General features: G+C 34.4%; 12 protein-coding genes. 11 read left to right on the top strand and 1 reads right to left on the bottom strand.

What is annotated here, in order from left to right; genetic code table 11:
- Positions 1-14 precede the first annotated feature (14 nt).
- The 10 genes from XJ32_RS00345 (at position 15) to XJ32_RS00300 (ending at position 12,011) form a co-directional block, all read left to right on the top strand.
- On the top strand, positions 15-1,361 hold the full coding sequence (locus XJ32_RS00345; RefSeq protein ID WP_254422396.1) for a fibronectin type III domain-containing protein: 1,347 nt from the start codon (positions 15-17) through the stop codon (positions 1,359-1,361).
- A gap of 144 nt (positions 1,362-1,505) precedes the next feature.
- On the top strand, positions 1,506-3,077 hold the full coding sequence (trmB, locus tag XJ32_RS00340) for a tRNA (guanosine(46)-N7)-methyltransferase TrmB (protein WP_254422395.1): 1,572 nt from the start codon (positions 1,506-1,508) through the stop codon (positions 3,075-3,077).
- Between the two features lie 14 nt (positions 3,078-3,091).
- Positions 3,092-3,763 carry a cell division ATP-binding protein FtsE gene (locus tag XJ32_RS00335; protein ID WP_004086969.1) on the top strand — a complete coding sequence of 224 codons (672 nt, stop codon included), beginning with the start codon at positions 3,092-3,094 and terminating at the stop codon, positions 3,761-3,763.
- Positions 3,750-4,559, top strand: a complete 810-nt coding sequence (locus tag XJ32_RS00330) for an FtsX-like permease family protein (protein ID WP_005219815.1) — start codon at positions 3,750-3,752, stop codon at positions 4,557-4,559. Before XJ32_RS00335 ends, XJ32_RS00330 begins: the two co-directional genes overlap by 14 nt.
- Complete coding sequence (locus XJ32_RS00325; protein WP_077387955.1) at positions 4,556-6,016, top strand: murein hydrolase activator EnvC family protein; 1,461 nt, start codon at positions 4,556-4,558, stop codon at positions 6,014-6,016. The genes XJ32_RS00330 and XJ32_RS00325 overlap by 4 nt, the downstream gene beginning before the upstream one ends.
- 12 nt (positions 6,017-6,028) lie before the next feature.
- Positions 6,029-6,667 carry an endonuclease III gene (nth, locus tag XJ32_RS00320; RefSeq protein ID WP_077387954.1) on the top strand — a complete coding sequence of 213 codons (639 nt, stop codon included), beginning with the start codon at positions 6,029-6,031 and terminating at the stop codon, positions 6,665-6,667.
- A 282-nt stretch (positions 6,668-6,949) separates the two neighbouring features.
- Positions 6,950-8,581, top strand: a complete 1,632-nt coding sequence (locus tag XJ32_RS00315) for a SurA N-terminal domain-containing protein (protein ID WP_077387953.1) — start codon at positions 6,950-6,952, stop codon at positions 8,579-8,581.
- Positions 8,578-9,963 carry a cell division protein FtsA gene (gene ftsA / locus XJ32_RS00310; protein ID WP_077387952.1) on the top strand — a complete coding sequence of 462 codons (1,386 nt, stop codon included), beginning with the start codon at positions 8,578-8,580 and terminating at the stop codon, positions 9,961-9,963. Before XJ32_RS00315 ends, ftsA begins: the two co-directional genes overlap by 4 nt.
- 18 nt (positions 9,964-9,981) lie before the next feature.
- Positions 9,982-11,184, top strand: a complete 1,203-nt coding sequence (gene ftsZ, locus XJ32_RS00305; protein WP_005219811.1) for a cell division protein FtsZ — start codon at positions 9,982-9,984, stop codon at positions 11,182-11,184.
- Positions 11,185-11,234: 50 nt separating this feature from the next.
- Positions 11,235-12,011 carry an amino acid ABC transporter ATP-binding protein gene (locus tag XJ32_RS00300; RefSeq protein WP_051355146.1) on the top strand — a complete coding sequence of 259 codons (777 nt, stop codon included), beginning with the start codon at positions 11,235-11,237 and terminating at the stop codon, positions 12,009-12,011.
- 606 nt (positions 12,012-12,617) lie between these two features.
- Here XJ32_RS00300 and XJ32_RS00295 read toward each other — a convergent pair.
- Complete coding sequence (locus tag XJ32_RS00295; protein WP_004086953.1) at positions 12,618-12,878, bottom strand: hypothetical protein; 261 nt, start codon at positions 12,876-12,878, stop codon at positions 12,618-12,620.
- Between the two features lie 451 nt (positions 12,879-13,329).
- On the opposite strand from XJ32_RS00295, the gene XJ32_RS00290 reads away from it, so the two are divergent.
- Positions 13,330-14,214 carry an FkbM family methyltransferase gene (locus XJ32_RS00290; RefSeq protein WP_077387951.1) on the top strand — a complete coding sequence of 295 codons (885 nt, stop codon included), beginning with the start codon at positions 13,330-13,332 and terminating at the stop codon, positions 14,212-14,214.
- Positions 14,215-14,232: the final 18 nt, after the last annotated feature.

The raw sequence follows: 14,232 nt of genomic DNA, 5'->3' as shown, positions 1-14,232 counted from the left end.
AAGGAGCATAGTATATGATTTATGTATATAGACAATGCCTTATTATGTTATTTTTATTATTGCATGTAGTGGTATTTTCTGCATGTTCAAGTTCAAAAATCTTTAGTTTTATTGGTATAAAAGATGAGATAGACCCTAATTTACCTGTGGTTAAAACCTTTCGCGCATTGCCTGATGTAACCTCTGTTGGCTTTGAGTGGAAAACACCAGAAGATACGACAAATATTGATGGCTATGTGATTTATCGCGAGAATAAAAAGAAGGAATTTGAGACAATCGCTGTTATAAAAAATGCCTTTTCAACGCATTATTATGATGATAAGCTAGAACCACAAACTGAATATACCTATGCGATTGCTGCGGTAGGAAAAGATTCTAAAGTATCAAAGAAAAGCACACCACTAAAAGTAAAAACTTCTTTTATAGATCCTGTGAGCTTTGTATATGCCTCGCAAGATTACGCACAAAAGATTAAGATTTTTTGGAGTCCTAGTCCAAATCCTATTGTAAAGAACTATATTATTGAAAAGCAAGAGAAAAAGGGGAAGTTCATTGCCATTGGTTCGACAACAAATCGCATGTTAGTAGAATTTTTTGATAGAAATATAGAAAATGGAGCAGAGCATACCTACAGAGTTATAGCACAAAGTCATGATGGCACAAAATCTGTGCCAAGTCAGCTAGTAGTCGGCAAAACAAGGGCATTGCCGCCTGTTGTAGCAGGCATTAAGACCACGCAAAATAGATTGCGTGAAATTTGGCTAGAATGGGATAAAAGTGATTCCAAAGATGTGATTGGCTACAATGTGTATGTATCAAATACTCTAAATGATAATTATAGAAAAATCGCTTTTGTAACAAGGGAATCTTATACTGACAAGATAGATTCACACGGGGCTATAAGATATTATAAAGTCAGTGCGATTGATAAATATAAACTGGAATCAAACTTGCAAGAAAATGGCGTTGGCGGACAGACACTTCCACCACCACTCGCTCCAAACCTAACAAAAGGTGCGATAGAAAATACAAGTGCAATAATCGCATGGGAAGGGGCAAGTGATAATCGTTCAACGAGCTATATTGTATATCGTAGTGGCAGTGATGGCACAAACAATAAATTTAATCAAGAACAAAATACAAGCTTTACAGATAGAAGTATAAAAGAGGGTGTAAGCTATACCTATCATGTTGTCGGTGTGGATAAATATGGTATAGAATCTACTCGAAGCAGACAAGTTACCCTGCAACTTGCACCACAACCAGCAGCACCAAATATACCAGTTTTACAACCAGCACAACCTGTATCGCCAGAGCCACAAAATGCAAATACAGCTAAGCAAGATTCAACAAAAAAGTAGGGCTTAGTGTATGCCGCATTTTATTAGCAAAGACATGTTTATATATGATAACGATATAGCATACGATGATTTTATTATAAAAGAAATGCTTGTGAATAAGAGATTTAATAATCTTTTTTAATCCCCATAATCCATGAAGAAGAGATGTTTTTTATACGATGTGTGAAAAGGGCAAATGATTTTTTATATAAGGTTGATAAAATCACGCGTCCTAGCAATCTTTTATTCATTAAAAAAGTATTGCAATTTATCGCATCTCATCTTAATGTAATTACACATAATTTAAATCAAACGCAAAATAAGCATACAAGAGGTATGCAGTTGGGTTATTTAGTGAATCTTGAAAGACTTTCTACATTAACGCCAGATTATATTGAAATAGGTTTTGGTAGTGGGCGACATATCCTTGATTTAGCGAAGAAAAATCCACAGAAACTAATTTTGGGCTTTGAGATTCATACACCTTCAGTAAGACAGGTTATAAATGCGATAGAATTATATAATTTAGAGAATCTTTTTATCTGTGATTTTGATGCAAGGCTTGGCATTCAAGCCTTAAGTAAGAAAAGCGTAGAGACCATATTCCTGCATTTTCCAGTCCCTTGGAATAAGGCAAAGCATAGAAGAGTATTTCACAGAGAATTTTTAGAAAATAGTTTTAGAATCTTAAAGGATACAGGGCATATCAATCTGCGTAGTGATGACTATGAATATGTGTTAGATAGTATGAAAGAAGCGATGAGTGCGGATTTTACGCATTTTGAGATTCTAAAAAATAGAGATATAGATATTGTGAGTAAATATGAGGCAAGATGGAGTAATATGAAAAAGGATATTTATGAAATGCGTATTTTCCAGCATGATTTTAGACAGCAAAATCATGATAGCCTTGAGGGCGTGTTTTCTTTACCGAGTTTAGAAAGAAAAGTAGATTCTATAAATACTAGAAATCAAGAAATACAGAATCTAGATTCTAAAAACATGCGCCCTAAACCCTGCCCAGATTTGGTAGAAAATCTAGAATCTACAACAAATTGTCATGTTGAGCGTAGCGAAACATCTAATACAGAATCTACAAGGGATTTTTCGTGCTTACGCACTCAAAATGACAAGAAGCTAGACTTAACTAAAAACACAGATTCCATAAACAATAAAAGCCAAGCAATACAGAATCTAGATTCTAAAACTTACATATTAAACCAAAATTTAGAATCTAATCTTTGTCATGTTGAGCGTAGCGAAACATCTAATATAGAATCTACAAGGGATTGTACGCAAGATTCTAAAATGGAATCTAAAAAAGATTTTTCGCCTTTTTCAAAGGCTCAAAATGACAAGTTTCCAGATTCTAACACAACACAACACAACAAAATTCTAGAATCCCTATGCAATAAAAAATGGATACAAGATTCTATATTCATTAGTATCGGCGATATATACTCCACGCAATCTAGTACAAATGAAAATATAAGCATTGCTAATCTTACTTTTGGTAGCTTTTATATGCCTTTTAATACTTATTTAATCCTAGATTCTAATCATAAATTACATTATCTAAAAAAGCCCTTATCTATCCGCTCTCATTTACAAGCACACAAATTTTTATGTAAAATATTGCAAGAAGCCATAGAATCTGCTTCTATCACGCTAGATTCTAAGCAAGATTCCAATAAACTAGAATCTACTAAAAAAGATTCTATAAAAACAGCAAACTAGCATAAAGGTTATAAATGGATACGATTATAAAAGCAAAGCAACTTTGTCTAGGCTATAAACGCACAGGGCTTGTGATAAAAAATGCAAGTTTCAATATATATCCCAAAGATTTTGTGTTTATTTCAGGTGCGAGTGGTAGCGGTAAAAGCACACTTTTGCGTTCCATTTATGGCAATATCAGCGTGCAAGAAGGTGAGCTTAGTGTTTTGCATTCTAATATGAAAAAGATTAGCAGTCATAAACTCATGCTTTTGCGGCGTAAAATGGGGATTGTTTTCCAAGATTATAAGCTTATACAAGATTGGAATGTAGAAAAAAATATCGCATTACCTATGATTATTAATAAATTTCCAAAAACAGAGATAAAAACCCAAGCAGAAAAATTACTCTCTCACATTAGCCTTTTACATAAAGCAAATAAATATCCGCAGGAATTAAGCGGTGGAGAGCAACAAAGAGTAGCTCTAGCAAGGGCGATCGCACATAGACCAAGGCTTATTCTCTGTGATGAGCCTACAGGGAATCTTGATGATTATTCTAGCGATATGATTTGGGGACTTTTGAAGTCATCAAACGAGCAATTAAACATTACAATAGTCGTTGTAACGCATAGAATCCCAAAGCATTTGAATCTAAAATATAGAAAAATAGAAATTAAAGAAGGTTTAATACATGAATACGCTTAAACAACACCTATCATTACTTATACCGCTTATTACCATGCTTTTTAGTTTGCAATGTCTGCTTATTTTAGAGCGTATTGTAGCAAACCAAGAAAGATTTATTACACAAAAATATGCTATTGGAATCACGGCTAAAAAGCCCATTAGCTTTGATTCTGTGCGTAAAAAAATAGTTGAAGCAAAGGCATTAACAGAGATTAATCCAAAAGATTCTATTGCAAAACTTACAAAAGATATTAATGATACAAATCTTACAAATTTAACAAGGCAATTACCCTATTTTTATAGCTTAAGCTTAGAGTATTTTCCAAGCACAGAGAGATTAAGCACGATTGAAGCAGTGTTGAAAAAAAATCCTAATGTATTATCCGTTGATACTTTTTCAAAAAGGCATTTAGAAAACTATACTTTATTGAGTTTTATTAAGTTTAGCGTTATTACTTTTGCGGTGATTCTAGCAGTTGTTAGCTTTATGCTTATGTTAAAGCAAATTGAGATATGGCGTTATGTCAATAAGGATAAAATGGAGATTATGGATATTATGGGGGCAAATATTTGGATACGCAATAGAAGCTTATTTAAACTTGCCCTAATAGATTCATTTTTAGCAAGTTTCTTTATTGTTATCCTTGTGTTTTATATAGCAAATTTGCAAATCACACTTGAAACATTACAAGCATTAAATATAGGATTAAATATATTTCGCATTCCACCAGATTTTATAAAGCTATTTTTGGCTGCTTTCATATCATCTAGTTGCTGTGTTATATTTGTGATATTATCAAAGGCGCGTGCATGAGAGAATGCCTTGAGCGATTTATCCTTATTAGTGCATTTTTATGCTATGGTGCTATGGCAGTAGATTTAAATGAGATTAATCAAAATATACAAAAAAATGAAGCACAAAAAAGCAATATCGATAAACAAAGGGCAAATCTTAATCTAAAGTTAAGCACATTGGGACAAAACATCAACAATAATATGCAGCAGATTAAAAAGCTTGACACAGAGATTCAGAATCTTGCAAAAAATATTGAAAGCAATAAAGACCAAAATAAAAGCCAAGAAGCAAGACTGCAAACCCTTGAAGATAATCTAGCAACACTAAATGTTTCTTTAAATCAATCACAAACAAAGCTTTCAAATCTCATACTCCAACACATGACTATTGCCTATGTGCTTGATGATGAAGAGAGCCTAAACCTTGAAGATATGGTAACAAGAGAAGCCTTTAAGATTCTAAAAAAGCAAACAACAAACGAGATTAAAGAGATTGAAAAGCAGCAAAGAAGCATAGTAAAGCAGATTAATGATATTAATAGCAGCATTAAGGAAGTAACGCAAATTATTACTACACAGGAGACAAGACACCAAGATTTGCAAACAATGATAGCTAAACAAAAGATTCTAGTAGATAACATGCGTAATGAAATGCAGGTTTATAACCAGCGATTAAAAGCCATTGATATGCAAAAAAAAGAGCTTGATAAACTTTTGGGACAGTTAAATATCTTAAAGAAAAATACACAAGAAGAAATCCGTAAAAAACAAGAAGCAGAGAGAAAAGCAAAGTTAGAGCGAGAAAGACTAGCAAAGCTAGAAAGGGAGAGAAAGAGAAAAATAGAAGAAGAGAAAAAGAGAGCAGCCCTAGCGAAAGCAGAAGCAGAGAAAAAGGCGAAAGCAGAAGCAGAGAAAATCGCAAAAACAGATAGCAAAAAAGCACAGCAATTCTTAGGTGAGCAAAATAAGGCGATACAAAGAAAGTATGATGCGGCAGTGAGTTCAGCTGAAGCGTCAAATACTATTAATAGCTTTGAAGAGCTAAAACGAGTAGATAGCGTATATCAGCGTCCAGAAACTGCAAAATATACAGGCAAAAGGGCAGGGTCCCCACTTGATTCTTATGTGATAGAGCAGGCATTTGGCGATTATATTGATCCCGCTTATAAGATTAAAATCTTTAATAATGGCGTGGTGCTAAAACCAAAGAAAAATGACGCACAAGTCTATAATATTATGGATGGTAAAGTCATCTATGCAGAAGAGATGCCCGGACTAAAAAAGGTTGTGGTTGTAGAGCATGCAAACTCAATGCATACAATCTATTCTATGCTTGATAAGATTGCCCCCACTTTAAAGAAAGGCTTTGTTGTAAAAAGGGGATATGTCATTGGGCGCATTCATGATAGATTGAATCTTGAAATCGTGCAAAATGGAAAGCATATCAACCCCGTAGAAGTTATGGCAAAGAATTAAAAGTGAGTGTAAATGACAAAAAAGGAACGCATTGTAAATATTAAAAACTTATTTTTAGAGCATTATAAAGACGCACAAACTGAATTGCAATATACAAATTTATATGAGTTATTAATAGCCGTCATGTTATCAGCCCAATGCACTGATAAACGCGTAAATATGGTAACACCAGCCCTATTTAGAGCCTATCCTAGCACAAAAGAATTAAGCAAGGCAGACTTAGGGAGTGTCGCAGAGATTATAAAATCTGTCTCTTTTTTTAATGCAAAAGCAAAGAATCTAATCGCAATGGCAAAGAAGGTAGAGATAGAATTTAATGGCGAGATTCCCACAAATCAAAAAGATTTAATGTCGCTTAGCGGTGTTGGACAAAAAAGTGCAAATGTTGTATTAGGTGAGTTTTTGGGTATGAATTACATGGCAGTTGATACACATGTATTTCGCGTTAGTCATCGACTCGGTTTAAGTAAAAGTAAAAGTGCGATTGATACAGAAAAGGATTTGACAAAAGCTTTTAAAGAGAATCTTAATATTTTACACCAAGCCTTTGTGCTATTTGGTAGATATCAATGCAAGGCATTAAAGCCTATGTGTGATGATTGCTTTGTAGCAATGTATTGTGTAAGTAAGGCAAATTTTAAACCGCAATGAAATTTCAGAATCTTTAAAGAATAGAATCTCTATAAACTAGGGCAGGGTAGGGCGAGATTCTCAAAGTCTTATTTTATAAGATTTTTTTGCATAGATAATATACATATTTACCACACATTAACCTATATTTAACTCAAAATATAACACTAATTAAAAATTGAAAAATAACAGACTAAACTTATAAAATATTGTATTTTTTCTGTTATAATGGCAAAACTTTTTCAGTCAAAAAACATAGATCATTATTGTTTCAATTTTTATTATTTTCAAAAGGAATTGTATATGCTAGAATGGATGCAAAAGCACAAGAAATATTTAGTTATTACCGTATGGGTAAGTGCTTTGGCATTAGTTTTTGCAAGCATGGTAGAGTGGGGTGGTGGTGGCTTCTCCGCAGTATCAAGCGATAGCGTTGCAAAGGTTGGCGACATATATATTAGCCGTCAAGAATATCAAAGAAAATATAATGAAATTTATGATAATGTTGCTGAATACATGCGTCAAGTGGGGCTACCAGATGATGGTAAGCCTATGCCAGAAATAGAACAAGAAGCCTTTAGAATCTTAGTGCAAGAAAAACTGCTAGAAATGCTTGCAAAAGACATTGGTGTAAGCATAACTTCAAATGAGATTCTAGAAGCTTTGCTTAATACGCCTGAATTTCAAGATGCAACACATACTTTTAATAAAGAACAATACGAAAAGCTATTACAAGCAAATCGTTGGAATACCGCTGATTATGAAGCGTTTGTAGCAAAGGCTTTGTTGCAAGAAAAAATGCAAAATTTTCCATTAGCACCAGTTTCTACACTTGAGACAAACGCTTTTATGAGTGCGGGTAAGATTAAAGATGTTGCGGAGTTAAGATTGCTGCATAAAGATTCTGTGCTAAAAAATGCTGTATTGCAAACAACAGATTCGGAGGTTCGATCCTATTGGGAAAGAAATAAAGAAAAGTATTATAAACCAGCAAGTTATAAGATAGCCTATATGGCACTTGATATGGGTGAAATTAATCCAGATAAGCAAGTGCTTGAGAAGTTTTATAAAGATAATGAGAGAAAATATAAGAATCTAACATTTGAGCAAGCCTTAGAGGAAGTGGAAGCAGACTATCGCAAAGCGATTTTAGGTTTTGCTAGTTCTTATATGGCGACTATAAGCAAAAATATTGCTGAAAATAATAAAGATTTACAGATTAAAACAAGCAATGTTATCACCACAATGGAATCTCAAAGCATTGCTTTATTACAAAAGCATTTTGATGGTGATTTAGATATTAAAGATATAGCATTACAAGATATTCCATTGTATAGTTTGCAGCTTAATGATGATGGAAGTGATCATTCTGCTTTGATTACTGCAGTAAGCGGTGGTGAGGGCTTACTTGCACCTTTAGAATATAGCAAGGATCATTGGATTATCCCTTATATTACCGAAAAGATTCCAAAACAAGCACTTAGTTTTGAGTTAGCAAAAGAGTTAGCTAGTAGGGATTTAATGGCAGAAAAGCAAAATGATGAGTTTAAGAAAATGGCATATACTAAGCTTTCACAAATAAGTGGAGAGAGTCTAGGAAATGTCGTGCCACTACATTTATCGTTATGGCAAGAGCAAAATATGCAATCTCATAAGCAATTACTCTCGCTTGGTCTAAATGATATGGATATACGACAGGCATTAGATTATATCATGCGACATAATAAAAAAGAGGGCGTTGTGTTTCTTGGTAGCGACAAAGCACTTTTATTTAGAGTTGTTAAGCAAGAAATGCCTAATTATGCAGATCTAGTAAATATTACAAATGCAGAAGATGAAGCCCTGCAAGAAGCAAAGGTGAGAGATCTTAGAAATGCTATGTTTGAATATGCTATGAAACATTATAGGGTTATTGACTATAGGAGGCAGAATTGAATAAGATTATTCTAGGTGTTGATGTTGGGTCAACAAAAATCTGCTCTATTATTGCTGATGTTAGGGGTTCTGATGTGCAAATCATTGGGGCTGGGACATGTAAGACACAAGGTGTTAAGAAAGGTGCAATTGTAAATATAGAGCAGGCTGGCAGTGCCATTAGAAAGAGTATCCACGAAGCAAAGCTAATGGCTGGAGTGGATGTCTCAAAAGCCATAGTATCCTTGTCTGGTGCGCATACAAAAAGCATAAATGTAAGCGGCAGTGCTAATGTAATGGATAGAGAAGTTAATATCGACACTATCAATGCCGCATTGAGTTTTGCTGTGCATAATGCTGGGATTCCAAAGGATTATTCAATCGTGCATGTGCTTCCCCATCATTTTAGATTGAATGATAAAGAGCATGTAGAAGATCCTATAGGTATGACGGGTAGTCGCTTAGAAGTTGATACCCATATAGTTACTGTGCAGACTGCGAGTTTAGAGAATCTCAAAAAGGCTATTCGATTGGCTGGAGTTGAGATTGAAAACATTGTTCTTGCGTCTTATGCAGCATCAATTGCGGTATTACATGAAGATGAGAAAGATTTGGGTGTAGCATGTATTGACATGGGAGCGCAAACTTGTGAGCTTATGGTCTATGATGGTAACTCTATGTGCTATAACGATTTTCTTGGCGTAGGTTCTAATCATATCTCAAGCGATATGGCGAGATTTCTTAATACGCCTTTAAAAGTTGCTGAAGAAATTAAGATTAAATTTGGGAATCTTTTGCCTAGTGCAGAAGAGCAGGGCAGGGTGCTTGAAATCCCGCGTATAGGCAATAATGAAGAAACCATTGATGTTCCTTTGCGTGATATATATTGTGTCATGGGTGATAGGGTAAAGGAAACCTTGCGGATATTATCAGATTCTATTGGCACGAGTGGATTAAAAAAACAGATAACAGGCGTGGTGCTTACAGGTGGAATGGCAAATTTAAAGGGCATGCGAGAGTTTGCTTCTGCTGCGTTTAGCCCGCTTTCTGTGCGTTTGGCGCGTCCTACTGAGATAGATGGCTTATTTGATAACTTAAAAGATTCTAGTAGTTCTGTTGTGGTGGGGCTTATTCTTTATGGTGCAGGAAACTTCACCAACTATGAAAAAGATTCACAAAATAATATTAGGAGTAGGCATAATGCGTTAAATATGGTAGAATCTGATTACGAAACACAAACACAGACAATGCAAACAGACTCTAATTTTCAGATAGATTTGCGGGATTTAGATCAGCCCAATGCTGATGGACTTGAAAATCAAGCTGGGAATACAAGCAGTTCGCAGGACGAAAAGCCCTCATTCTTACAACGAATCAAGGCTTGGAGTAAAGATTTATTTTAAACAATTAAAGGTGAAAATATGAATAACAATGAAGTAGATTTACGAGAAATACCAAACGAAGAAATAGGACATGCTCCAGTTATAACAGTTGTCGGTGTAGGTGGTGGTGGCAATAATACTATTCGCCATTTAAAGAATAAAGGCACTTTTTCAAGCATTCGTTTAATGATAGCAAACACTGATTTGCAGCACATGCACAATAGTCCTGTGTCAAATCATATTGTTTTAGGTAGAAAGCTTACAAAAGGCTTAGGTGCAGGTATGAAACCTGAAAAAGGTAAACAAGCCGCAGAAGAGAGTTATGATGATATTAAACAAGCGCTTCAAGGCTCTGATCTTATCATCATTGCCGCTGGACTAGGTGGTGGGACTGGGACTGGTGCTGCCCCTGTTTTTGCAAAAGCCGCACAAGAGACTGGTGCATTAACTATTGGCGTTGTTACAAAACCTTTTGCCTATGAGGGCAGTCGCCGTGCGAAGTTGGCAGAAGAGGGCTTAAAAGAGTTGCATGAAGTTTGTGATTCTATCGTTGTTATTCCTAATACAAAACTGCTTAGTGTAATCGGTAAAAATACAGGTTATAAAGAAAGCATGAGTTATGTTGATGATGTTGTAGCGCGTGCGGTGAATGGAATCTCAAGTGTGATTTTAAATAACTCTGATGAGGGAATCAATGTGGATTTTGAAGACTTACGCACGGTTATGAGTCACAGAGGTTTAGCATTAATGGGTATAGGTGAAGGGCAGGGTGAGAATGCCGCTGATGATGCAATCACCAATGCAATACATTCACCACTTTTTGACAATATGTCTATTAATGGTTCTATGGGTGTGATTGTGAATTATGAGTTTAACTCTAATTTCCCATTTGTTGCGATTTCAGAATCTATGGCAATCATTCAAGAAGCCGCAAGAGACGATGCGGATATTATTTTCGGGACTATGCCACGAGATGATTTTGAGATGGATAAAGTGCGTGTTTCTATTATCGCAACAGGCTTTGAAACAAATAAACAGCAAGAGATTCCAGCAAAGCCACAAGTTGCAACGCAGGTAGCACAACCACAACAAGAAGTAGCAGGGCAGCAGGCACAAAAAGAACCGAATCTATTCACTTCTACACCAGATATTTTTGTGCATAGAGCGACAAAAATTAGCAGTGGCGATTATGATGACGATGATTTGGACACGCCAACATATATTAGAAACCAAAAAGATTAAAGTATTAAAATTATAAATATGCAAACTTTTATTGTATTGCATTTAGGGGTATGGATTTGATACACCATCATGAAACTGGTGAAGTTTTACTAGAAACTCGCAATTTATACAAATCATTTAACAACAAAACACAAGGTAAAATTCAGATTCTAAAAGGTATTAACTTTTCTCTTAGAGAAAGCGAAGTTGTTTCAATTATCGGTCCTAGTGGTTGCGGTAAAAGCACTTTTTTACGATGTTTGAATGGGCTTGAAAGTATTGATTCTGGGGAAATTATCTTCGATGGAAAAGCAATTCAAGCAAACTCAAATTGGCGTGTGTTGCGGCAACAAATTGGTATGGTTTTTCAAAGTTATGAGCTTTTTCCACATTTAAGTGTGCTTGATAATGTATTATTGGCACCTTGTAAAATACTTAAAAAAACCAAAGAAAGTGCCACAGAAGACGCACTAAAATGGCTAAAGCGAGTTGGATTAGAAGAAAAAATACATCATTATCCACGAGATCTAAGCGGCGGACAGAAACAAAGAGTAGCAATCGTTCGTAGTCTTTGTATGAATCCAAAAGTTATGCTTTTTGATGAAGTAACTGCAAGTCTAGACCCAGAAATGATAAAAGAAGTGCTTGAAGTTATAAAGTCGTTGGCAATTGATGGCATGAGTATGGTTATTGTAACTCATCAAATGCGATTTGCTGAAGCAATCAGTCATAGAGTTATGTTTTTTGATGGTGGTGTTGTGGCTGAAGAGGGTCAGGCACAAGAGTTCTTTAAAGCACCAAAAACAAAAAGAGCCAAACAATTTTTAACAATTTTTGATTTTGAGTGAAATACTATAAATAATAAATTACGCAGAATTTGCAACTCCATATTGAATAACAGGTTTAAAGTTGCATGTTTTTTGCTTTCTAAAGATGGAAGGGGAGAGATAGAGCCTTGAATAAATAAAAATTTGAAAATTAAAGTTTTCATATATTTTTATTTATCATTCTCGCATCTCACAGATAGGCGTAGCAAAACATGTATGGGATTATCCGCTAGAAACCCATATTTTTATGTAAGCTTTAGCTTTATTCGTGTTTTTTTGCTGGACTTATATCTATATATTAAACAATAAAATTTCTTACCGATCATCAATAATAAAAGCATAATAAATTCTTTGCTATTATTGATTTAACATGCTTTTGAATTTATCTACACAGAAATCGATGGAATCCACCTTAACCTAAACCTATATTGCAAAAAACATAACACAATGGAGTTAAAAATATCCATAAGATAAATTGATAAGAAATAAAGAGAGATTTAAGCAAGAATTAAACTTCAATCTTGCAACGCTATGTAATAAAACGATAGCAAATATACACACAACAACTTTTCTGTAATGTCGTTGCAAAAATATTAAAGCAAATATATAAGAGATTTGTGTAGTAGCTTATATATTCATGCCGCCATAAATTTGTGCCTTATCCTCTTCTCTATCATCAGCCTCTAATTTATCTTCGATGATTGTTCTGATCTCATCATATTTCTTTGCTTTTGCATAGTTTGCAAGCCAACTATCTACCCATTCAGGCGTTGTGCCGCGAGAATTCCAGCCTACAACCCCAGTATATCCCGCATTTACCATTGCCGCAAATTCTTTTTTTTTCAGTTTCAGCACTTTTAGCTGATGTTCAAAATTTTCAATAGTCATTTCAACCTCACTTAATTAAGATTACTTTCACAAGAACTCATCATTTTGTAACACTCTGATTCTGCATTCGTGTAAAAGATTAACATGAAATTTTATTTACTTTTTATCAATTAATTACTAATAATCATAAATATTTAGTAAAAATATATAGAAATTTTGATTATATTGACTATAAAATTACCATATAAATAACTTTAAATGCTTTTAGTATCATTAAATACATCTAGTAATAGAGTAAGGCTTGTTGTAAGAATAGATTGCACCGCCCTACCCTATTCCATAAATGAAATAGCTTTGAAACTCCAAAACCCTTAAATTATAGAATCCTTTGTATTCCATTATGCAACCTCAATGCAAATTAAAAATATAAAACTAAGGCTATTTTTCATTATCTCTTGAATCGTTTTTTTTTTTTTGTAGAATAGCTGACATCAAAATATAAGGGACTAGCATGGGTATTATCAGTAAAGAGATAGATGGCAATAAGGAAGTAAGAAAGATATTGGGTATCCCCCTACTCACGACACATAAAAAACAGATTCGAAACAGCATAAGAAAGCGATATAAATTATTTGGTATCCCAGTATATCAGCGTAAGAAGAAAAAATACAGCAATGAGAGCATTTTACTCAACATGCAGGAAAAGGTAAATCGAGTTGAATATCTCATAGATTCTCTATGGCTATCAAACCTGCAAAATGAAACATTCTGTGGGCAGCTTGGACAAGACGCCCTAGCCTATTCTATTCTGCATAAAAAGAAACGAGGCTTTTTTGTCGATATAGGCGCACATGATGGAGTGAATATTAATAATAGCTATTTATTTGAGCGACTTGGGTGGAATGGATTTTGCGTTGAAGCCAATCCAAAAACCTTTGAAGAATTAAAGAAAAATAGAAAATGTGATACCTATAACCTTGCGATTTTCTCCAAAAATATCGGCACAACAACCCTTGTAGCTTCAGATTCTGAATGTTCTGTGCTTGATACATTAGAGCTAAACTTGACACAGCACCATAAAGGTCGCCTTGATGAGTTAGGGCAAACTAAGACTTTTTCAGTGCAAACTGCAACTTTTAATGAAGTTATGCAAAATTACCCCAATATTTTTCATATAGATTTTATGACTTTAGATGTTGAGGGTGGTGAAATGGAAGTGCTAAAAGGCATAGATTTTGACAAATATAGCTTCAGCGTGATGACAATAGAGCATAATTACACAGAATCTAAAGAGCAAATAATAGACTTTTTACACACAAAAGGCTATCGCGTATTGCTACAAAATGCGTGGGATATTATGTTTGTAAAATCTTTATACGTTGAATATAAATATTAATTTAGTTTCTAAATATAA

The sequence above is a fragment of the Helicobacter bilis genome (assembly GCF_001999985.1).
In the GTDB taxonomy this organism is placed as follows: domain Bacteria; phylum Campylobacterota; class Campylobacteria; order Campylobacterales; family Helicobacteraceae; genus Helicobacter_A; species Helicobacter_A rappini.
Note: the sequence above shows the minus strand (reverse complement) of the source record. Positions and strands in the feature narration are given on the sequence as shown.

Bases quoted from the DNA above. Each gene is read 5' to 3' on its own strand.
- XJ32_RS00345 (WP_254422396.1), top strand. From the start codon at position 15: ATGATTTATGTATATAGACAATGCCTTATTATGTTATTTTTATTATTG.
- trmB (WP_254422395.1), top strand. From the start codon at position 1,506: ATGTTTTTTATACGATGTGTGAAAAGGGCAAATGATTTTTTATATAAG.
- XJ32_RS00335 (WP_004086969.1), top strand. From the start codon at position 3,092: ATGGATACGATTATAAAAGCAAAGCAACTTTGTCTAGGCTATAAACGC.
- XJ32_RS00330 (WP_005219815.1), top strand. From the start codon at position 3,750: ATGAATACGCTTAAACAACACCTATCATTACTTATACCGCTTATTACC.
- XJ32_RS00325 (WP_077387955.1), top strand. From the start codon at position 4,556: ATGAGAGAATGCCTTGAGCGATTTATCCTTATTAGTGCATTTTTATGC.
- nth (WP_077387954.1), top strand. From the start codon at position 6,029: ATGACAAAAAAGGAACGCATTGTAAATATTAAAAACTTATTTTTAGAG.
- XJ32_RS00315 (WP_077387953.1), top strand. From the start codon at position 6,950: ATGCTAGAATGGATGCAAAAGCACAAGAAATATTTAGTTATTACCGTA.
- ftsZ (WP_005219811.1), top strand. From the start codon at position 9,982: ATGAATAACAATGAAGTAGATTTACGAGAAATACCAAACGAAGAAATA.
- XJ32_RS00300 (WP_051355146.1), top strand. From the start codon at position 11,235: ATGGATTTGATACACCATCATGAAACTGGTGAAGTTTTACTAGAAACT.
- XJ32_RS00295 (WP_004086953.1), bottom strand. From the start codon at position 12,878: ATGACTATTGAAAATTTTGAACATCAGCTAAAAGTGCTGAAACTGAAA.
- XJ32_RS00290 (WP_077387951.1), top strand. From the start codon at position 13,330: ATGGGTATTATCAGTAAAGAGATAGATGGCAATAAGGAAGTAAGAAAG.